The organism is Streptomyces anthophorae (assembly GCF_049310305.1).
GTDB lineage: Bacteria > Actinomycetota > Actinomycetes > Streptomycetales > Streptomycetaceae > Streptomyces.
Window position 1 is genome coordinate 246757 of the sequence record NZ_JBLWQQ010000001.1, and the last position, 19332, is coordinate 266088.

At 71.6% G+C, this 19332-nt stretch carries 15 protein-coding genes; 7 read left to right on the top strand and 8 right to left on the bottom strand.

From position 1 onward, the window contains the following. Positions 1 to 19: 19 nt before the first annotated feature. The 4 genes from ACNYS0_RS01055 to ACNYS0_RS01070 all read left to right on the top strand — a co-directional run bounded on the left by ACNYS0_RS01055 (position 20) and on the right by ACNYS0_RS01070 (position 5178). Positions 20 to 973, top strand: coding sequence for a carbohydrate ABC transporter permease (locus tag ACNYS0_RS01055; RefSeq protein WP_422470698.1), 954 nt, complete (start codon positions 20 to 22; stop codon positions 971 to 973). A 28-nt stretch (positions 974 to 1001) separates the two neighbouring features. Next, on the top strand, positions 1002 to 1877 hold the full coding sequence (locus tag ACNYS0_RS01060; RefSeq protein WP_422482398.1) for a carbohydrate ABC transporter permease: 876 nt from the start codon (positions 1002 to 1004) through the stop codon (positions 1875 to 1877). 47 nt (positions 1878 to 1924) lie between these two features. Next, positions 1925 to 3517, top strand: coding sequence for a glycoside hydrolase family 13 protein (locus ACNYS0_RS01065; protein ID WP_422470699.1), 1593 nt, complete (start codon positions 1925 to 1927; stop codon positions 3515 to 3517). 242 nt (positions 3518 to 3759) lie between these two features. After that, the gene (locus ACNYS0_RS01070) at positions 3760 to 5178 is read left to right on the top strand and encodes a PP2C family protein-serine/threonine phosphatase (RefSeq protein ID WP_422470700.1); all 1419 of its coding nucleotides are present in this window, start codon (positions 3760 to 3762) and stop codon (positions 5176 to 5178) included. A 39-nt stretch (positions 5179 to 5217) separates the two neighbouring features. On the opposite strand, the gene ACNYS0_RS01075 is transcribed toward ACNYS0_RS01070, so the two are convergent. Then, positions 5218 to 6717, bottom strand: coding sequence for a DNA-binding protein NsdB (locus ACNYS0_RS01075; RefSeq protein ID WP_422470701.1), 1500 nt, complete (start codon positions 6715 to 6717; stop codon positions 5218 to 5220). Positions 6718 to 6950: 233 nt separating this feature from the next. Between ACNYS0_RS01075 and ACNYS0_RS01080 the strand changes: the two genes are divergently transcribed. Both ACNYS0_RS01080 and ACNYS0_RS01085 read left to right on the top strand, forming a co-directional pair. Continuing rightward, complete coding sequence (locus ACNYS0_RS01080) at positions 6951 to 8105, top strand: aminoglycoside phosphotransferase family protein (protein WP_422470702.1); 1155 nt, start codon at positions 6951 to 6953, stop codon at positions 8103 to 8105. Between the two features lie 299 nt (positions 8106 to 8404). Continuing rightward, positions 8405 to 10369: an N-acetylmuramoyl-L-alanine amidase gene (locus tag ACNYS0_RS01085; RefSeq protein WP_422482400.1), complete on the top strand. Its 1965-nt coding sequence runs from the start codon at positions 8405 to 8407 to the stop codon at positions 10367 to 10369. Between the two features lie 22 nt (positions 10370 to 10391). Here ACNYS0_RS01085 and ACNYS0_RS01090 read toward each other — a convergent pair whose 3' ends face one another. Both ACNYS0_RS01090 and ACNYS0_RS01095 read right to left on the bottom strand, forming a co-directional pair. Further along, positions 10392 to 10889 (bottom strand): hypothetical protein, encoded by a 498-nt coding sequence (locus ACNYS0_RS01090; RefSeq protein ID WP_306319468.1) that lies wholly within the window; start codon positions 10887 to 10889, stop codon positions 10392 to 10394. A gap of 65 nt (positions 10890 to 10954) precedes the next feature. Next, a complete protein-coding gene (locus tag ACNYS0_RS01095) occupies positions 10955 to 13837 on the bottom strand; it encodes an ATP-binding protein (protein WP_422470703.1) in 2883 nt (960 codons plus the stop codon). Between the two features lie 130 nt (positions 13838 to 13967). Between ACNYS0_RS01095 and ACNYS0_RS01100 the strand changes: the two genes are divergently transcribed. Then, positions 13968 to 14690 (top strand): leucine-rich repeat domain-containing protein, encoded by a 723-nt coding sequence (locus tag ACNYS0_RS01100; RefSeq protein WP_422470704.1) that lies wholly within the window; start codon positions 13968 to 13970, stop codon positions 14688 to 14690. A gap of 5 nt (positions 14691 to 14695) precedes the next feature. Here ACNYS0_RS01100 and ACNYS0_RS01105 read toward each other — a convergent pair whose 3' ends face one another. The 5 genes from ACNYS0_RS01105 to ACNYS0_RS01125 form a co-directional block, all read right to left on the bottom strand. Next, a complete protein-coding gene (locus ACNYS0_RS01105) occupies positions 14696 to 15610 on the bottom strand; it encodes a universal stress protein (protein WP_422470705.1) in 915 nt (304 codons plus the stop codon). Positions 15611 to 15754: 144 nt separating this feature from the next. After that, a complete protein-coding gene (locus ACNYS0_RS01110; RefSeq protein ID WP_422470706.1) occupies positions 15755 to 15997 on the bottom strand; it encodes a DUF397 domain-containing protein in 243 nt (80 codons plus the stop codon). 94 nt (positions 15998 to 16091) lie between these two features. Beyond that, on the bottom strand, positions 16092 to 17258 hold the full coding sequence (locus ACNYS0_RS01115) for a thiolase domain-containing protein (RefSeq protein WP_422482402.1): 1167 nt from the start codon (positions 17256 to 17258) through the stop codon (positions 16092 to 16094). An 8-nt stretch (positions 17259 to 17266) separates the two neighbouring features. Next, a complete protein-coding gene (locus tag ACNYS0_RS01120) occupies positions 17267 to 18328 on the bottom strand; it encodes a thiolase domain-containing protein (protein WP_422470707.1) in 1062 nt (353 codons plus the stop codon). Further along, positions 18328 to 19290, bottom strand: coding sequence for a Zn-ribbon domain-containing OB-fold protein (locus tag ACNYS0_RS01125; protein ID WP_422470708.1), 963 nt, complete (start codon positions 19288 to 19290; stop codon positions 18328 to 18330). The genes ACNYS0_RS01120 and ACNYS0_RS01125 overlap by 1 nt, the downstream gene beginning before the upstream one ends. Positions 19291 to 19332 lie beyond the last annotated feature (42 nt).

A 19332-nucleotide genomic window follows, 5' to 3' on the forward strand; every position in this document is an offset into this window, starting at 1 on the left:
TGTGACCCGAGGAGCGACCATGTCGGCCCCGACACTGCCCGCCAAGCCCCGGCAGCCCGCACCACCCGCACGGAGGCACCAACTCGCCTCGTCCGACCGCTCGTTGGCGCGAGCCGTGAAGCGCAACATCTCCGCCCACGGCTTTCTGATCGGCGCGGTCCTCTGCTTCTCCTTCTTCTCCTGGTATCCGATGGTCAGAGAGTTCCTGCTGGCCTTCCAGAAGACGAAGGACGGCCGCACCACCTGGGCCGGATGGTCCAACCTCACGTACGTCCTGGGCGACCCGGCCTTCTGGCAGGCCTGGCGCAACACGCTCCTTTTCACGGCCCTGGCCCTGCTCCTGGGCTTCGCCGTCCCGTTCCTCGTGGCGGTCCTGCTCAATGAATTCCGGCACGGCCAGGGCTACTTGCGGATGCTGGTCTACCTCCCGGTGATGCTCCCTCCGGTCGCCTCCGTGCTCCTGTTCAAGTACTTCTACGATCCGGGGTACGGCCTGTTCAACCGCGTTCTCGGCGTCTTCGGGATACCGGAGCAGCAGTGGTTGCAGTCCACCGACACCGCGATGCTCTCCGTCGTCATCGCGGCGACCTGGATGAACATGGGCGGCGCGACCCTCATCTACCTGGCCTCGCTCCAGGGCATCCCCGGCGAGCTGTACGAGGCCGCGGAGCTGGACGGCGCGGGCCTGTGGCGCAAGATCTGGCACGTGACGATCCCGCAGACCCGGCTGATCCTCTCGCTGATGTTCCTGATGCAGATCATCGCGACGATGCAGGTCTTCACCGAGCCGTTCCTATTGACGAACGGCGCGGGCCCCGAGGGCTCCACGACGACCGTCGTCTACCTGATCTACCAGTACGCCTTCAACTTCAACAACTACGGCGGCGCGGCGGCCCTGGGCCTCGTCCTGCTCGTCCTGCTCGCGGCGTTCTCCGCTGTGTACGTACGGCTGAGCCGCGCATCGGACGACTGAGGAGACGGCACCCATGGCCACCGACACGATGCGCCCCCGCACCCTGATCTCCCCCGCCCAGCTCGGCCGGCGCCGGGGCAGGATCGTCTACTGGACGGTCTTCGGCCTCACCATGGCCCTGTTCACCCTGGTCTTCCTCGGCCCGCTGTACTGGATGGTGACCGGCGGTCTCAAGACCACCGCGGAGATCGTCCAGTCCCCGCCCACCCTGGTGCCCGACAGCGTGCACCCGAAGAACTATCGGTCCGCCTGGCAGGTCATGGACCTCGCCCGGCTCCTGTTCAACACCCTCTACTACGCGTTCGGCGCCCTCGCCTTCCAGCTCGTCCTCGACGTGGCCGCCGCCTACTCGCTGTCCAAGCTGCGCCCGCTGTTCGGCAACGTCATCCTCGGCATGATGCTGGCGACGCTGATGATCCCGGCGACCGTGCTCGTCGTGCCGCAGTACCTGACGGTGCTCGACGTGCCGATCTTCGAGCGGAATCTGCTCAACAGCCCCTGGGCGATCTGGCTGCCGTCCGTCACGAACGCCTTCAACATCTTCCTGCTCAAGCGGTTCTTCGACTCGATCCCGCAGGAGCTGCTCGACGCGGCGTCCATCGACGGCGCCTCCTCGCTGCGCACGCTGCGCTCGGTGGTGCTGCCGATCTCCCGGCCCATCCTCGGCGTCGTCTCCATCTTCGCGGTGGTCGGCGTGTGGAAGGACTTCCTCTGGCCGATGCTGACACTGCCGGACCCGGCGAAGCAGACGCTGAACGTCGGCATCTACTCGCTGGCAGGCGGCGTCCCGCAGAACCAGCTGATCGCCGCGCTGACCATCGCGTCCGTGCCGACGCTGATCCTCTTCCTGCTCTTCCAGCGGAACATCATGAGCGGTCTGACCGCCGGCGGCCTCAAGGGCTGACCCGCCCCGCTCCCGATCACCTCACACCTTGCGCGAAAGGACCCTTCGTGGTGGCCGACGACTGGTGGCACAGCGCTGCCATCTACCAGGTGTACGTCCGCAGCTTCGCCGACGGCGACGGCGACGGCACCGGCGACCTCGCCGGTGTCCGGGCCCGCCTGCCGTATCTGGCCCGGCTTGGCGTGGACGCCATCTGGTTCACGCCCTGGTACCGCTCGCCGCTCGCCGACGGCGGGTACGACGTGGCGGACTACCGGGCGATCGACCCCGCGTTCGGCACCCTGGCCGACGCCGAGAAGCTGATCGCGGAGGCCCGGGACCTCGGCATCCGCGTGATCGTGGACATCGTGCCGAACCATGTGTCCGACCAGCACCCTTGGTTTCAGGCCGCGTTGGCGGCAGGCCCGGGGAGCCCGGAGCGCGAGCTGTTCCACTTCAGGCCGGGGCTCGGCGCGCACGGGGAGCTGCCGCCGAACAACTGGCCCTCCCAGTTCTCGGGCGGCACCTGGACCCGGGTCCCGGACGGCGAGTGGTACCTCCACCTCTTCACGCCCGAACAGCCCGACCTCAACTGGGCGCATCCGGCGGTCCGCCAGGAGCACGAGGAGGTGCTGCGCTTCTGGTTCGAGCGGGGCGCGGCCGGTGTGCGCGTGGACTCGGCGGCCCTGCTCGCCAAGGACCCCGCCCTCGCCGACGCGAACGGCGAAGACGACACGAGCGGTTACGTCGACCGGGACGAACTGCACGCCGTCTACCGCTCCTGGCGCGCCGTCGCGAACGAGTACGACGGCGTCCTCATCGGCGAGCTGTGGGTCCCCGACCCCGAGCGCTTCACCCGCTACCTGCGCCCCGACGAGCTGCACACCGCCTTCAACTTCGACTTCCTGACCCGCCCCTGGGACGCGGCGGAACTGCGCGCGTCCATCGACCGCACCCTCGCCCACCACGCCCCGGTGGGCGCGCCCGCGACGTGGGTGCTGTGCAACCACGACGTGACGCGTACGGTCACCCGCTACGGCCGCTCCGACACCCGTTTCGACTTCGCCGCCAAACGGTTCGGCACCCCGACCGATCTCGGGCTCGGCCTGCGCCGGGCCCGCGCGGCGGCGCTGCTCTCGCTCGCCCTGCCCGGCTCCGTGTACCTGTACCAGGGCGAGGAGTTGGGGCTGCCGGAGGTGGAGGTGGACCGCGCGCACATCCAGGACCCGATGCACGCCCGCTCGGGCGGCGTCGACCCCGGCCGCGACGGCTGCCGCGTGCCGCTGCCGTGGACCGCACGGGGAGCGACCCACGGCTTCGGGGACCCGGACGCGCGCGAGACCTGGCTGCCGCAGCCGCCCGGCTGGGGGACGTACGCCGCCGAGAGCCAGGAGGACGATCCGCACTCCATGCTCTCCCTGTACCGGAGCGCACTGCGGCTGCGCGCACGCCAACCGGGCTTTCGCGGGCGGGAGTTGACGTGGCTGAACGCACCGCGGGGGGTCCTCGCGTTCGCCCGCGACCACGGCCTCGCGTGCGTGGTCAACCTCGGCGCGGAGCCGGTCCGCCTGCCACCTCATCGAGGAGTGCTGCTGACCAGCGACCCCCTGGACGGCGACGGGCGGTTGCCGTGCGACACGGCGGCCTGGCTTCGTACGTAGGTTTGACTACGTCGATCGGCGGGGCACGGATCACCGGACGTATGAACACGGCATACGCCACATCCGCGCTGGCGTTCGAACGAGGTCCACCAAAGGGCACAGCCAGAGGACATGGGCATATGCTTTTGGCACCACCGCATCGTGTATGGCCAAATGCCTTACGGGCCAACGCGGCCTGTGCCAAAGTCTTTAGCGGTCCTTCCGTCAGCCCCGGCCATCTGTGCCCGCATCGGAGTTTCCTCATGCCGCCCCATGCCTTCGCGGACCGCCCCGCCGGCCAACCGCCGGAGCGTGGCGCCGTCGACGCGCTGATCTCGCAGACGCGTCGCCTCCTGGGCGACGTCGACGCGGTGCGCCGCGAATCGGCGATGACGGACGAGACCGACCCCGAGTCCCGCTGGCAGCGCGCCCTGTACGAGCTGGCGGTGCATCAACTCAGCGACCTCGACCGGCATTTGGCGCAGCTGCGGGAGGGCCCCGCCCCCGTTGCGGGCCTGCCGCCCCAGCGCACCACCGCGACGCCGCCGTCCGGCTCGCTGCTGAGCCGGGTGGGCAGCGCCGAATGGAATCTGCTGACCGACGAGGCCACCTGGTCCGGCGAGCTCTACCAGATCCTCGGCAGGGACCCCGCCGCACCCGCACTGACGCTCGACGAGCTGCCCGCCCTGGTGCACGCCGACGACCAGCCCAAACTCACCGCGATGGTCACCGACTGCCTGATCGACGGCAAGCCGATCGACGGGGAGTTCCGCGTCGTGCGCCAGGACGGCTCCGCGCGCACGGTGCACATGATGGGCGAGCCCGTGCTCGACGCCGATGGTGCGACCGCCTCGATGTGGGCGGTCGTACGCGACGTCAGTGAACTGCGCCGCAGCCAACGCGCGGTGAGCGAGACCCGTGACTCGCTCCAGCGCCAGCGGCACATCGCGCAGACCGAGCACCGGCTCGCGGTCGAGCTGCAGGAAGCCGTGCTACCGCCGTGGCGTGGCTCCCTGCGGCTCCCGCACAGCGGTCCCGGCGGCCTCGATCTGGCCGCCCACTACTTCCCCTCCTCCGTCGGCAATCTCGTCGGCGGCGACTGGTACGACGCGCTCGAACTGCCGGGCGGCCACACCCTGCTGACCGTCGGCGACCTCACCGGACACGGCGTGGCCGTCACCTCCGGCATGGCGATGCTGCTCGGCGCGGTGCGCGGCATGGCGATGTGCGACACCCCGCCCGGCGAACTCCTCGGCTCCCTGAACCACCTCCTCGACTCCTCCGTACAGCCCGCGCTCGGCAGCGCCCTGTGCTGCCGGTACGACCCGGCGGCCCACACGCTGGCGTGGGCGCAGGCGGGACACCCCGCCCCGCTGCTGTTCCGTGACGGGACGGGGCGTGCGCTCACGCCACCCGACGGCGTCCTCCTCGGTGCCACGTCCGGCGCCGTCTACGGGCAGGCCGAGGAGCCCTTGCGCTCCGGAGACCTGCTGCTCCTGCACACGGACGGACTCGTGCCACGGCGTGGCTCGACAGCGTCCGTGGGCCGACTGCTCGCGCTGGCCGGGCCGTTGACCGCGGCCCGTGACGCACAGGAGTGCGTCGGCGTGCTCAGGAACGAGTTCGGTCAGGGCGAACGCGAGGACGACGCCTGTGTTCTCGTCGCCAGGATCGGTTCCTGACGACGTACGCGTGCTCTGTTCGGCCGGAACCTCCGGCCGTTACGCCTGGACCCGCTTGCCCGACGACCTCGGCAGTGCCAGCTTGATCTCCTGGCGCAGGTCGTCGATCTTCGGGTAGTCCGCGTAGTGACCGGTGAGCCGGTACATCTCGCGCAAGCGGTCCCAGGTGCGGTGCGAGGAGTTGGAACCCATCGAGTTGAGCGCCAGCCGCGCGTACCTGTCCGCCTGTTCGGGGTCGTCGGCGATGAAGCAGGCCGAGGCCATCGACAGGTGGTCGAAGATCTTCGACCGGTCGCGGCCGCCGGCGCGCAGCGCCAGGGCCTCGTGGGCGTGCCGCTGCGCGATGACCGCTGCGGACGGGTCGTGCTCGGCGAGGGTGCGGTAGGCAAGGGCCTGCATACCGTGCAGATCCGCCTCGTCGAACATCTGCATCCAGGTCGGCGGGGGTACGTCTCCCTTGTCGGAGACGAAGAGCTCCTCCGCCTGCCCGAGCGTGCGCCGCATCGCCTGGCCCTTGCCCAGGGACGCCTGCGCCCAGGCCTCGATGGTGTAGAGCATCGCCTTCGTACGCGGCAGCACCTGGTCACCGGAGCCGGACTTGGCGAGCTTCATCAGGTCGAGCGCCTCGTCGGGCGCACCGAGGTGGATCTTCTGGCGGGCGGCCCGCGACAGGGCCTCGCCGGCGCGCGGCCGGTCGCCGCCCTCGCGCGCGGCGTGCGCGGCGATGACGAAGTACTTCTGGGCCGTGGGCTCCAGGCCGACGTCGTGCGACATCCAGCCCGCGAGGACGGCGAGATTGGCGGCGACGCCCCACAGGCGCCGCTGGAGATGGTCGGGGTGGCGGTAGGAGAGCATTCCGCCGACTTCGTTGAGCTGGCCCACGACCGCCTTGCGCTGCAACCCGCCGCCGCGGGATGCGTCCCAGGCCCTGAACACCTCGACCGAGCGCTCGAGTTCCTCGATCTCCTGCGACCCGATGGGGGCCGCCTCGTATCGGTCGAACCCGGCCGCGTCGGCGTTGGCCGGAGAGGACAGCGGATCGTCGGTCCTGGGGGCATCGGCCACGAGGGCCGGATCGGTGTGCAGCCAGTCGTGCATGGCGCTGCTGAGTGCGGAGCCTGCGGCGAGCGCGGCACCCGCGCCCACCAAGCCGCGTCGGTTGAGCATGAGGTCCATTCCCGTGAATTCGGTGAGGACCGCCGCTGTCCGCTCGGGCGCCCACGGCACTCCGTCGGGGCCCCGTTCCTCCGGGCCGCCGCCTTGCCGTTTCCCTACGCGCCCGTGTCGGACGAGACCGAGGTCCTCGATGGTCACGACACGGCCGAGTCGCTCGGTGAACAGCGCCGCCAGCACCCTGGGCACCGGATCGCGCGGGATCTCTCCCATGTCGATCCACCGCCGCACCCGCGAGGTGTCGGTCGCCAGCTGCGCGTGGCCCATGGCCGCGGCCTGCCGGTTGACCAGTCTCGCGAGTTCGCCCTTGGACCAGCCGGCCAGGCCGAACAGGTCGTTCAGGCGGGTGTTGGGTTGTCCGTTCACGTAAGCCCCCAGGTTCTCGGCTGAAATTGACAGTAGCCCCCTGTCAGTTGCAGGGCGACTATTCGCCAGGGTTCGCCAGGGTGCGCCAGCTGTTGTGCTCTTGGACGCCTGGTGTCAGGTAGGAGTGCGCCACCCCGACCCGGTCGCCGCAGGGCATTCCCCAGGGTGTACCGAATCGGCCGGGCCGGGACGGCGCCGCAACTCACTGGCACACGAAGGGATCTGTTTCGCCCATGTACGCAGCATCGTCCTCCGTGTCCGCCCCGCCCCGGCCGCTGCGCCCCGCCCGTCCGGCGGTCGGCGGAAGCGGCCCGTACCTCGACCCCGCGCGGCCCGCGGCTCCGGCGCTGAACGGCATCGCCCGGCCGCGTCGCGCCCCGGGGATCGGCACGCAACCGCTCAGCGGGAGACTCGACTTGTCCGGCCCCCAGGGCGCCCAGCTGCGCACGGCGATCGCGTCGGTGCACCGGATCTGCCCGGAGTTCCATCCGGTGCAGGTGTTGCGCCGCTCCCCGCGCTCCGTGCTCCTCGTCGGTACGACAGGGCGCAGCACCGCCGTCGCGAAGTGTTTACTGGATCACGCTCCCGCCTACACCGCGCGGATGCGGCACGAGATAGCCGCATACCGCTCGTTCGTCCGACACCGGCCGCCGGTGCGGGTGCCCCGGCTCATCGCCGCGGACCCCGACAACGGCACGCTGGTGATCGAGCGGATGCCCGGCCGGGTGGCGGCCCTGCAACGCCACCCGGTCGAGGCTCCGCCCCGGGCGGATGTGCGCGCCGCGCTCGGTGCGATCTGCCGGGTCAACCAGTGGCGGCCGCCGGCGGGCACCTTCGACGCGCCGCTGGACTACGCGGCGCGGATCAACCGCTTCCATGACCTGGGCCTGCTCACCGACCGGGACATGGGCGACCTTCAGAAGCTGCTGCACGGGATCGCGCACACCGCGGGACGCGGCGGGATGGGCCAGTTCTGCCACGGCGACGCCCTGCTGTCGAACGTGCTGCTTGCCCCCACGGGGCCGGTGCTCGTCGACTGGGAGCACGCGGGCTGGTACCTGCCGGGCTACGACCTGGCGACGCTCTGGTCGGTGCTCGGCGACGCCCCGGTGGCGCGGCGTCAGATCAGTCAGCTCGCTCAGTCCGGCGGCCCGGCCTCCCGGGACGCGTTCCTGGTCAATCTGATGCTCGTACTGACGCGGGAGATCCGCACGTACGAGACGGCCGTGCAGCGTTCCCTGCACGAACAGACCCCGGCGGCACCGTCGGTTCAGGCCCATACCGGTGCTGCGCCGTCCGGTGAGGAGCAGCGGCTGTTGCTGCGCCGTCTGCACGACGACTGCAATATGGCCCGCAAGGCGGTGCGAGCGGCAGTCGGCACTCGCTGACGGGGACGACGATCCGCGGGGCGCCCGGAAGAAACAGGGCGCACCGCGGATCTTCGTGTGCGGGCACTCATTGGTTCACACCACTGACGCGCCGCAGGCGGTCGCACCACCGGCGGCGAAAGCTCCGCACACGCCTGTTGACTTGGGAAATCCAGGGGAATCATCCCTGCGCGACGCATGATTGACGGATCGTCGGCGAGCCGATAGCACTGACCCACCATCGGCCCGCAGGTACCGCGTACCCGTCCGTTCCCAGTGTTCCCCTGGAGGCACCTTTGCACCGGTCGACCCGTTCCCTCATTGGCAGACGTAACAGGCGTGCGCTCGGCGTTCGGGCGGCCGGCGGCACGGTCGCGGTGGCGGCGCTGCTTGTGCCGTTGCTCGGCGCGGCCCCGCCGGAGGCCGCGTCCGGGGCCACCTCGGCGCGGCTTCAGGACGCGTTCGCCGCGGCGGCGGCCGAGTACAAGGTGCCGCAGAGCGTGCTCCTCGGTGTGTCCTATCTGCAGTCGCGGTGGGACGCGCACGACGGGGCGCCCAGCGTCACCGGCGGCTACGGCCCCATGCATCTCACCGACGCGCGCGCGGCGCTCAAGAACGCGACGCGGCACAGTGAGGCGGCGGGCGACCCGCGCGGCGACGACTCGCGGGCCCCGCTCAAGGCTTCGGAGGCCGTGCCGGATTCCGGCCAACTCCCCGCGCGGCTGAGGACGTTGCCCCGCGCCGCGAAGCTCGCCGGTCTGTCGGCGAAGCAGCTGCGCACCGACCCCGCGGCGAACGTGCGGGGCGGCGCCGCCCTCCTCGCGGCCGCCCAGAAGAAGCTCGGCAAGCCGCTCAGCGACCGGCCCGCCGACTGGTACGGAGCGGTCGCCGCGTTCTCCGGCGCGGACGACGCGGCGACGGCGGGCACGTACGCGAACGATGTCTTCGCCGTGATCCGCGACGGCGAACGGCGCACCACGGACGCCGGCCAGCAGGTCACCCTGCGCGCCCGTCCCGACGCCGAGCCGCAGGCCGCGCAGATCGAGAAGATGGGCCTGCGCAAGGCGGACGCGGGCGGGACCGAGTGCCCGAAGACGGTGTCGTGCGAGTGGATCCCGGCGCCGTACGAGGAGTTCGGCGACGGGGACTACGGGAATCACGATCTCGCGGACCGCCCGAAGGACCAGAGCATCGACTACATCGTCATCCATGACACGGAGGCGACGTGGGAGCAGACGCTCAAGCTGGTCCAGGACAAGACATACCTGGCGTGGCACTACTCCCTGCGGTCGACGGACGGGCACATCGTGCAGTCCATCAAGAACAAGGACGTCGGCTGGCACGCGGGCAACTGGTACGTCAACGCGAAGTCGATCGGCCTGGAGCACGAGGGCTTCCTCGCGCAGCCGGACTCCTGGTACACGGAGGAGATGTACCGGTCGTCGGCGCGCCTGGTGACGTACCTGTCGAAGAAGTACGGCATCCCGCTGGACCGGCAGCACATCCTGGGGCACGACACGGTGCCCGGCCCGACGACGTCGACCATCAAGTCGATGCACACGGACCCGGGTCCGTACTGGGACTGGTCGCACTACTTCGCCCTGATGGGCAAGCCGTTCCACCAGACCGCGGGGCCGAACGGCGGGCTCGTGACGGTCGCCCCCGAGTTCAATGAGAACCGGCCGGAGTTCACGGGCTGCGAGAAGGCGGGCGTGCCCTGTGCGCCGCACGGTTCGAGCGCCGTGCGGCTCTACTCGGAGCCCCGCGAGGACGCCCCGCTGATCAAGGACATCGGGCTGCGCCCCAATGGCGACCCCTCGACCATCGACGTCAACGACATGGCGTCGCGGGTCTCCACGGGCCAGCAGTACGCGGTCGCGGGCCGCGAGGGCGACTGGACGGCCATCTGGTACCTGGGCCAGAAGGCCTGGTTCAAGAACCCGTCCGGTCAGCCGACCGCCGTTCCTGCCAAGGGACTTGTGGTGACGCCGAAGCCGGGCGCGAGCGAGGTGCCGGTGTACGGGCGGGCGTATCCGGAGAAGGAGGCCTACCCGGCGGGCATGACGCCGCAGGCGGTCTCGCCGCTGCCGTACAAGCTGCTCGCGGGCCAGCGCTATGCGACGGGCGGGGCGACCAGGGGCGAGTACTTCTACTCCCCCACGTTCGACACCTCGTCGCACAGGGTGGTCAAGGGCAAGGACGTGTACTACGAGATCCAGTTCGGGCACCGCGTCGCGTGGGTGCGGGCAGCGGATGTGCAGGTGCTGCCGTCGACCGTGTCCTGAGTGCCTGACGTACGCGCGCTGCTCAGCCCTGCTGGAAGAGCTCCGCCGGCAGCGGCTTGAGCAGCGCGTACAGGTCGTCCGTGATGGGGCGGTCCCAGGACGCGATGGTCACCAGCACGTTGTCACTGCGGTCGAACTGCACGCAGGAGATCCGCGTCTCGGAGAGCTTCAGGCGGCGCACCACGAGGAGGTTGTCGCCCTGCATCACCGGGACGTCCTCCACGTCGGTGACGGTGACTTCCTCGTCGTTCTCGAGCGCCACCAGGAGCTGGGCGACCTCGAAGGGGATCTCGCCCTCGCCGACCTCGCGGGCCGGGGAACCCTCGGGCAGGTTGCCGATGACCATCGCGGGGCCGCGGCCGCCGAACAGGTCGTAGCGCAGGAACACACCCTGGCAGGTTCCGTCGGGGGCGGGCAGCAGACCGGCGCCCAGGTTGCCCGGCCAGTCGCCCGGATCCATGGCCAGGACGTCGAAGTCGGGACCAGCGGGGGTCGCTGCGCGGCGGCGGAGGAAGGACATGCGCTCCATAGTACGTCGCGCGCGGCGTCCCCCGGCGTCGGGGTTTGCGCAGCTGTGGACGGCTGTCACTCCCCCAGCGCCGCCGCAAGACCCTTCACGTCCGTGCCCAGTTTGCGGTAGGCCGACGAGAGGAGGCGTACGACCGTGGGCTCGTCCACGCGGAGGTCCCGCGCGACCTCCTCCGGGCACAGTCCTCGCGCGGCGCGGCGGGCCGCCGCCCGTTCGCGCGCGGTGAGGGTGTCCGTGACGGCGCCGTGCAGGAGACGGGGCCGCAGGCCCGCCGCGGCCAGCTCGTCACGGGCCTGCTGCACCAGGCCGTCGGCACCGCAGCCGACCGCCGCGTCGAGCCCCCGGTACAGGTGGTCGGCCGCCTCCTTGGCGCGGCCCTTGCGGCGCAGTTCCGCGCCGAGGGCGACGAGCGAGCAGGCCAGCTCGTAGCCCGCGGGTGAGCGCTCCAGGTGGGCGACGGATTCCTCCAGGAGCTTGGCGCGGTCGGTGCCGGAGGAGACCTCGGCCAGCGTGCGCAGGGCTTGGCCCACGCCGGACGGCGCCCCGTAGTGCCGGGCCCGCTCGACGGCGTCCTCGGCGAGGGCCCGGGCCCGCTCGGGCGCGGTGGAGGCCTCGGCGCGCGCGAGGTGCAGCTGCCAGGGGCACCAGGCGGGGTTGCGCATGCCGCGCGGATCGAGGCGGCGGCCCGCCGCGGCGAGCTCCTCGGCGGCTTCCTCGGCGCGGCCGAGCGCGAGGAGCAGTTCGCCGTACACGGTCTGTGCGTCGGGGAAGACGACGGCGGCGGGGAACGGCTGTCCGAAGGCGTGCTCGTCCGCCACCTCCTTGGCCTCCGGGGCCCGGCCGCGGGCGAGCAGCACCTCGACGAGGGTGCCGACGGCGTACCAGTGGGCGGGCGTGCCGGGTCCGACGCGCCGGGCGAGGCGCAGGCCCGCGCGGACGAAGTCCTCGGCCTCGGCGAGCCGCCCGCGCCGGTAGCGGATGTAGCCGAGCAGGGTGTACGCGAAGGAGAGGTGGGCGCCGCGCCAGCCGGCCTGTTCGAAGTCGGCGATGCCCTCGACGAAGAGTTCCTCGGTGCGGCCCGGCCGGTCGGCGTAGAGGAAGGCCATGGCGACGAGGACGGGGACCTCGAAGCCGCGGTCCTCGGCGGCGGCCCAGCGCAGGCCGCCGGCCAGGGCGCGCTCGGCGTGCTGGATCACCGTGTCGGCGGGCTCGCCGCGCAGCGTGGCGTCCCAGGTGCGCAGGCCGATGAGGTAGCGCTCGGTGAGGTCGCGTCCCGTGAGCCGGTCGGCGAGTTTCGCGAGGCGCCGGGAGCGGGCCGGGGAGTCGGGTTCGTCGGCACGGAAGGCGTCCCACATGAACTGTTCGGCCTGCATGCGCAGCCGGACGCGGGGGTCGTCGGTCAGGCGGATCTCGCGGGCGAGGGTCTCGGATGCCTCGGCGAGCCGGTCGGTGTGGGCGAGGACCTGGGAGAGCCGGTAGACGATGCCGTGCCGCAGGGCCGGGTCGGTGATGGGTTCTTCCAGGGCGGCACGCAGGTGGTTGACGGTGGTGGCGGGCTCGGTGAGCAGGGAGGCGCTGCCGAGTTCGTAGAGGACGGCGGCGCGGTCGTCGAAGGCCGGGGGTTCGCGCAGGGCGCGCGCGAGGTAGCGGCGGGCGGCGTCGGGGGCGCCCGCGCGGACGGTCTCGGCCGCGGCGGCGCGCAGTTGCCGTACGACCCAGGGGTCGCCCTCGGGGTGGGTCTCCAGGAGGTGCCGGGCGGCGGCGCAGGGGCCGAGGCCGGCGTCGAGGACGGTCCAGGCGGCCTGTCCGTGCAGGGCGACGCGGATGCCGCCGGGGATGGCGCGGTAGACGGCGGTGGCGATCAGCGGGTGGACGAATTCGAGCGAGTCCGCGCCCTTGAGTACGCGCTCCGCCCTGAGCCGGTCGGTGGCGTCCGCGGCCTCCTCGGGGCCCAACCCGGCGACGTTCGCGGCGAGTTCGGGGGCGATCTCGGTGCCGAGGACGGCGCAGGCCCAGGCGAAGCGGACGGTGGAGGTGCCGAGGCGTTCGATGCGGGCGACGAGGCCGCTGCCCTTGGCCGCTGCGGCCAGGTCGCGCAGCAGGTGGGCGCCGGTCTCGGTGGGGACGAGGCCGCGGTCGCGCACCTTCGCGGTCAGCTCGACCGCCTCGAAGGGGTTGCCCGCGGTGACGGCCCAGCATTCGCGACAGAACGCGTCGTCGGCGTGGCCGCCGAGCGATTCGCGGACGAGTCCTGCGATGGCGGGTGCGCTGAGCGGTTCGAGGCCGAGGGCGCGCCGGCCGGAGCGTCCTGGCAGTCCGCGCAGGGCTTCCGCGTGCTCCGGGAGTTCCTCGGGCCGGTAGGCGACGACGAGCAGGAGCGGCAGTTCCTCGGCGCGCGGGGCGAACGCGGCGAGCCAGCTCAGGGACTCCGGGTCGGCCCAGTGGGCGTCGTCGAGGACGAGGACCATGGGGGCCTGTTGCACGGCGAGATGGGTGAGCACCCAGTCGAGGCCGTCGCGCAGGCCCTGCGGGTCGGGCGGCGCCCCTTCGGTGGGGGCGCACAGACCGAGGGCGGGGCCCACGATCGCGTACCAACTGCCGAGTGTGGCGTGCAGGTCGGCGGCGGAGGCGCCCGCGAGGCGCGGCTGGAGGAGCTGGCGGGCGACGTGGAAGGCGACGCCCTGCTCCTGGTCTCCGCCGCGCGCGTACAGGACGGTGCAGCCTTTGGCGGCGGCCCTGCGGCGCACTTCGGCGAGGAGGGTGGTCTTGCCGAGTCCCGCGGTGGCGGCGACGGCGAGCAGCGCGCCGTGCGGCCGGTCCGGGGGCTCTCCGCCGTCCCGCGGGATCCCGGACAGCTCGTTCAACACCGCGTCCACGACGGCGAGTTCACCGTCCCGCTCGAACAGCCGCCGCCGGTCCCTGCCATCGCTCCGCACCATGGCGCACCCCCACCCGCGGCACGGTCGCGCACCACGGTTTCCAGGCACCTCAGCGTACGCCGGGGCGCCCCCGCCGGAGCGTGATGCGCCATTCTCGGTACGAAATCCGGTGCCGCTAAGGTACGCGTCCATGACCGTGACGGTGCTCGACTACTGGCGGGGCGATCTGGACGCCGTACCCGATGAGGTGTGGCGTCATCCGGAGCTGCGGGTGCTGCTGCTCGCCGACAATCGACTCGCACACCTTTCCGGTCGCATCGGCGCGCTGACCCGTCTGCACACCCTCGACCTCGGGCACAACCGGCTCACCTCGGTTCCGGTGGAGCTCGGCGGCCTCACCGGTCTGAGCCGTTTCCTTTATCTGCACGACAACCGGCTCACCGAACTGCCGGAGTCGCTCGGCCACCTCGGTCGACTCGCGTATCTGAACGTCGGCGAGAACCGGCTCACGGCGCTGCACTCCACACTCGGCGCGATGACCGGGCTCGTGGAGCTGCGCGCCCAGCACAACCGGCTGGAGGCGCTGCCGGACGGCATCGGCGGGCTCAGCGCGCTCCGGGAGCTGTGGCTGCGGGGCAATCGGCTCGCCACCCTGCCCGCGTCCGTCGGCGAGCTTGCGGAGCTGCGGGAGGTGGAGCTGCGGGACAACGCGTTCACCGAAGTCCCAGGGGCGCTGCGCGGCCTCCCGCGACTGCGCCGGCTCGACCTGCGTGGCAACCAGCTGCGCGAGGTGCCGGAGTGGGTGGTGAAACTGCCCTGCCTGGAGAAGCTCGATCTGCGCTGGAACGACGTGTGCCTCGCGCCCGGCCTGCTCGACGCGCTGGCCGGGCGGGGGTGTGTCGTGCTGCGCTGAGCGGCTCAGTCCGCGTCCGGCTCCGGCGGGACCACCGCGACGGGGCTCGCCGCGTGCAGCAGGGCCGCGTGCGTGACCGAGCCGAGCATCGGGGCGGGGCGGGTGAGGCGGCGGCGGTGGCGGCCGACGACTACCAGCTCCGCGTCCCGCGAGTTCTCGACGAGATGGCCCGCCGCGTCCCCCGGCACCACCAGAACCTCAACCTCAACTTTAGGGTGAGACTCCCGCAGTTCCGCGAGGGTCTCATCGGCCACTCGAAGCGTGTCGCGCTCGGTCGCCTCCTGGTCGATCGTCGTGGGCGTGAAGTCCCCGTACGCCGTCCAGGCCAGGACCGGCCACGGGTACGCGACGACGACCTGAAGCCGGGCACCCGACCTCGCCGCGCGCTCGAACGCGAACGCCAGGGTCGCGTGGTCCGGCGCATCCGCCTTGAGTCCGACCACGACGCGCGGCCCCGGCGCCGCCGACGTGTCGCCGTGCACCTCGCGACCGGGCCTCGGCACCACGACGACCGGGCACACCGCGTCACGCGCCGTGGACACACTGTTCGAGCCGAGCACCAGGCCTGCGAAGCCGCCGCGCCCGCGCGAGCCGACGACGAGCAGCTGGGCCTCCGTACTCATCTCGGACAACACCACTGCCGGAAGCCCGACCCGGCTGATGAACTCCAGCGGCGGCAGACCCTCGCGGCCCTCCAGGCTCTTGCGCAGTTCCGCGAGCACGGTGTCGTTCTCGGGCTCCTCGTCGAAGTCCGCCACGAGCACCTCGGCCTGGAGGAACGGCGCGTACTGCTGCACATGTACGACGCGCAGCTCGGCGCCGCGCCGGTCCGCCTCGGCGAGCGCCCACTCCAGGGCGCGGTGACTGTCTTCGGAGCCGTCGACCGCGGCGAGGACGGGCAGGTGGTGCGCGTTGGGCATGATCTCTTCGCCTCCGACACTGGGCGCGTCGCCGCGCCCTCATTGACCGGCTGTTCCTGTGGCCAGGCTCGCAAATGCGGGGGCCACAGGACAGGGCCGTTGGTCCTGTGTCGGTACTGGGTGAGCAAAGAGCCGCGAAAACGACTACGTGAGGTCGAACTCGCCCTCTCGGGCACCACTCACGAACGCTCCCCACTCGGCCGGCGTGAAGATCAGGGACGGGCTCTCCGGGTGTCCGCCGTTGCGCATCGCGATGAAACCTTCGACGAAGGCGATCTGGACATCGCCCTGGCCCCCGCTGCTGGACCGCCAGTCCGCCTTGCTGAGGTCCAGGTGCGGCTTCTCCCACCCCATGAGCGGGTGCTGGTCGATGGTGCTCTCGGCCACGTCCGTGCTCCTCCCGGTTCGTCGTCCGTGCGCCAGCCTAGCGATCGGTCCGTGCCGCGCACAGGCCGCGACGGGGAAGAAGGTCAACGCGCGTTCATCGGGTGGGTGGTTCGGAGCCCACCAGCCACATGGAGAAGAACTGCGAGCCGCCTCCATAGGCGTGCCCGAGGACCTTCCGCGCGCCGTCGACCTGGTGTTCCCCGGCCTGCCCGCGCACCTGGAGGGCGGCCTCGGCGAAGCGGATCATCCCGGAGGCGCCGATGGGGTTGGTGGACAGGACGCCGCCCGACATGTTGACGGGGAGGTCCCCGTCGAGCTCCGTGACGCCGGATTCGGTGAGTTTCCAGCCCTCCCCCTCGTCCGCGAAGCCCAGGTTCTCCAGCCACATCGGCTCGTACCAGGAGAACGGCACGTACATCTCGACGGCGTCGATCTCGCGGCGCGGGTCGGCGATGCCGGCCTGCCGGTAGACGTCGGCGGCGCAGTCCTTGCCGGCCTGCGGGGAGACGAAGTCCTTGCCCGCGAAGAGGGTCGGTTCGCTGCGCATGGCGCCGCCGTGCATCCAGGCGGGCGGCTTCGACGAGCGCTCCGCCCCCGCGCGGTCGGTGAAGACCATGGCGCAGGCGCCGTCGGAGGAGGGGCAGGTCTCGGAGTAGCGGATGGGGTCCCAGAGCATCGGCGCCGCCTGGACCTTCTCCAGGGTGATGTCGTGCTCGTGGAGGTGGGCGTAGGGGTTCTTCAGCGCGTTGCGGCGGTCCTTGTACGCGACGACGGAGCCCACGCTGTCGGGGGCGCCGGTGCGACGCATGTAGGCGCGCACGTGCGGCGCGAAGAAGCCACCGGCGCCCGCCAGCAGGGGCTGCTGGAACGGGATGGGCAGGGACAGGCCCCACATCGCGTTCGACTCGGACTGCTTTTCGAAGGCGAGGGTGAGGACGGTGCCGTGGACGCGGGCCGCGACGAGGTTGGCGGCGACGAGCGCCGTGGAGCCGCCCACCGAGCCCGCCGTGTGCACGCGGAGCATCGGCTTGCCGACGGCGCCGAGCGCGTCGGCGAGGTACAGCTCCGGCATCATGACGCCCTCGAAGAAGTCGGGCGCCTTCCCGATGACGACGGCGTCGATGTCGGCCCAGGTCAACTCGGCGTCCTCCAGGGCCCGTTGGGCTGCCTCACGGACGAGGCCCGCGATCGACACGTCCCGGCGGGCGGCGACATGCTTGGTCTGCCCGATCCCGACGACCGCCACCGGCTCCTTGTTCACGGCCTTGCTCATCGCTGGTCCTCCCCTTCGAGTACGGCGACCAGGTTCTGCTGGAGGCAGGGCCCGGAGGTGGCGTGGGCGAGGGCGCGGTCGGAGCCCCCTGCGTGGATGCGGGCGGCGGCCTCGCCGATGCGGATGAGCCCGGCGGCCATCACCGGGTTGGCGGCGAGCGCGCCTCCGGACGGGTTGATGTCGACGTCGTCGCCGAGTTGCAGGGCGCGGCGCAGGACGACCTCCTGCGAGGTGAACGGGGCGTGCAACTCGGCGGTGTCCACGGGCCGTTCGAAGGCTCCGGCGTTCTCGGCGGCGAGCCGCGTGGAGGGCGAGTCGGTGAGCTCGCGCACGCCGAGGCTGTGGGCCTCGATGCGGTGGTCGATGCCGCGGATCCAGGCGGGACGCTCGCACAGCTCCCTCGCGCGGTCGCCCGCGGCGAGGATCACGGCGGCCGCGCCGTCCCCGATCGGCGGGCAGTCCCCGGTCCGCAGCGGATTTACGACGTAATCGCCGTGCGGCACGTTCCCCCGCAGTTGGGCGTGCGGGTTGCCGGTGGCGGACGCGCGGCTGCGGGCGGCGACCCCGGCGAGCGCGGGCTCGTCGGTGTGCCCCTCGTCGATCAGCGCCTGCGCCTGGAGGGCGGCGAGCGCGACCGCGTCGGGCCAGAGCGGGGCGACGTAGTACGGGTCGAGCTGGCGCGTCAGGACGTCGCGTACGGAGCCCGGTGAGGACTTGCCGTACGAGTAGACGAGCGCGGTGTCGGCCTCGCCGGTCAGGAGCTTGGTCCACGCCTCGTACAGGGCCCACGCGCCGTCCATCTCGACGTGCGACTCGGAGATCGGCGGCCAGGCGCCGACCCCGTCGAGCGCCATGGTGAACGAGAAGGCGCGCCCGGCGAGGTAGTCGCTCGATCCCGAGCAGGTGAACCCGATGTCACTGGTCTTCAGGCCGGTGCTGGCCAGGACCTGGTGGAGGACGGGCATCAGCATCTCGACCTCCGACTGTTCGTCGGAGGTACGTGTGTGGTCGGTCTGCCCGAAGGCGACGACGGCGATGTCCCGGATCGGCGGCCGCATCAGATCATCTCCCTGTAGGTGTCGTATTCGGCGTCGGGTTCACCGGTGGGCCGGTAGTGGTCCGGGTAGCGCCCGCCCTCGGTCCACACGGGTTCGACGCGCAGACCCATCCGCACCTGGTCGTACGGGATGCCGGCGATGCGGCCGTGCAGGGCGAGGTCGGCGCCGTCCAGGGCGATGTGGGCGTAGACGTACGGGACTTCGATGTCGAGGTTCTTCGCCTTGATGTTCACGATGCAGTACGTGGTGACGGTGCCGCCGGGGCCGACCTCGACCTGGTCCGTGGTGGCGACGCCGCAGGTGGGGCAGGCGCCGCGGGGCGGGATGTAGACCTTGTGGCAGGAGGGGCAGCGCTCTCCGACGGTGCGGCGTTCGGCGAGGGCGTTGATGTAGCGGGTCTGGGCGCCGCCGGGGCTGTAGGTGTAGTCGAGGCGGGCCTCGGCGACGATGCCGGTGACGGGATCCTCGAACTCCCCGCTGTGCGGTGCGAGTTGGGAAGGCGTGTCGTCACCCTCGTACGGTTCGAAGCACGCGATGTCCGTGATGGCGCCCTCGCGCTCCTCGGCCCAGCGGACGCGGACGCGCATGCCGGTGTGCACGGCGTCGGGTCCTGCGACGTCGAGGGCGTGCAGCAGGGCGGTGTCGGCGCCGTCCAGCTTGACCAGGACCCAGGCGAAAGGTGTGTCGAGGGGCTGGCCGCGCCGCGCCTCGGGGTTCCAGGCCCAGGTGGTGACGGTTCCGGTGGCGCCGACCTCGACGAGGTCCCGGATCTCCTCGGCGGTCACGGGGTCGTACTCGACCGGCGGCACCATGACCCGCCCGTCGCCGGTCCGCACGCCGAGGACGGTGCGGTCGCGCAGGCCGCTGAGGAAGGCGGACTGGACGGGGCCGAGGGAGCGGGTGAACGGGAACTCCACGACCAACGGCGCGCGCAGCACCTCCGGCCTGGCGGTGGATGTCATGAGGCCTCCTTGACGTATGGGCGAACGGGACGGAATGGCACG

Excerpts from the sequence above, each read along its gene's own strand:
- ACNYS0_RS01055 (WP_422470698.1), top strand. The coding sequence starts at position 20 with ATGTCGGCCCCGACACTGCCCGCCAAGCCCCGGCAGCCCGCACCACCC.
- ACNYS0_RS01060 (WP_422482398.1), top strand. The coding sequence starts at position 1,002 with ATGCGCCCCCGCACCCTGATCTCCCCCGCCCAGCTCGGCCGGCGCCGG.
- ACNYS0_RS01070 (WP_422470700.1), top strand. The coding sequence starts at position 3,760 with ATGCCGCCCCATGCCTTCGCGGACCGCCCCGCCGGCCAACCGCCGGAG.
- ACNYS0_RS01080 (WP_422470702.1), top strand. The coding sequence starts at position 6,951 with ATGTACGCAGCATCGTCCTCCGTGTCCGCCCCGCCCCGGCCGCTGCGC.
- ACNYS0_RS01090 (WP_306319468.1), bottom strand. The coding sequence starts at position 10,889 with ATGTCCTTCCTCCGCCGCCGCGCAGCGACCCCCGCTGGTCCCGACTTC.
- ACNYS0_RS01095 (WP_422470703.1), bottom strand. The coding sequence starts at position 13,837 with ATGGTGCGGAGCGATGGCAGGGACCGGCGGCGGCTGTTCGAGCGGGAC.
- ACNYS0_RS01100 (WP_422470704.1), top strand. The coding sequence starts at position 13,968 with ATGACCGTGACGGTGCTCGACTACTGGCGGGGCGATCTGGACGCCGTA.
- ACNYS0_RS01105 (WP_422470705.1), bottom strand. The coding sequence starts at position 15,610 with ATGCCCAACGCGCACCACCTGCCCGTCCTCGCCGCGGTCGACGGCTCC.
- ACNYS0_RS01120 (WP_422470707.1), bottom strand. The coding sequence starts at position 18,328 with ATGCGGCCGCCGATCCGGGACATCGCCGTCGTCGCCTTCGGGCAGACC.
- ACNYS0_RS01125 (WP_422470708.1), bottom strand. The coding sequence starts at position 19,290 with ATGACATCCACCGCCAGGCCGGAGGTGCTGCGCGCGCCGTTGGTCGTG.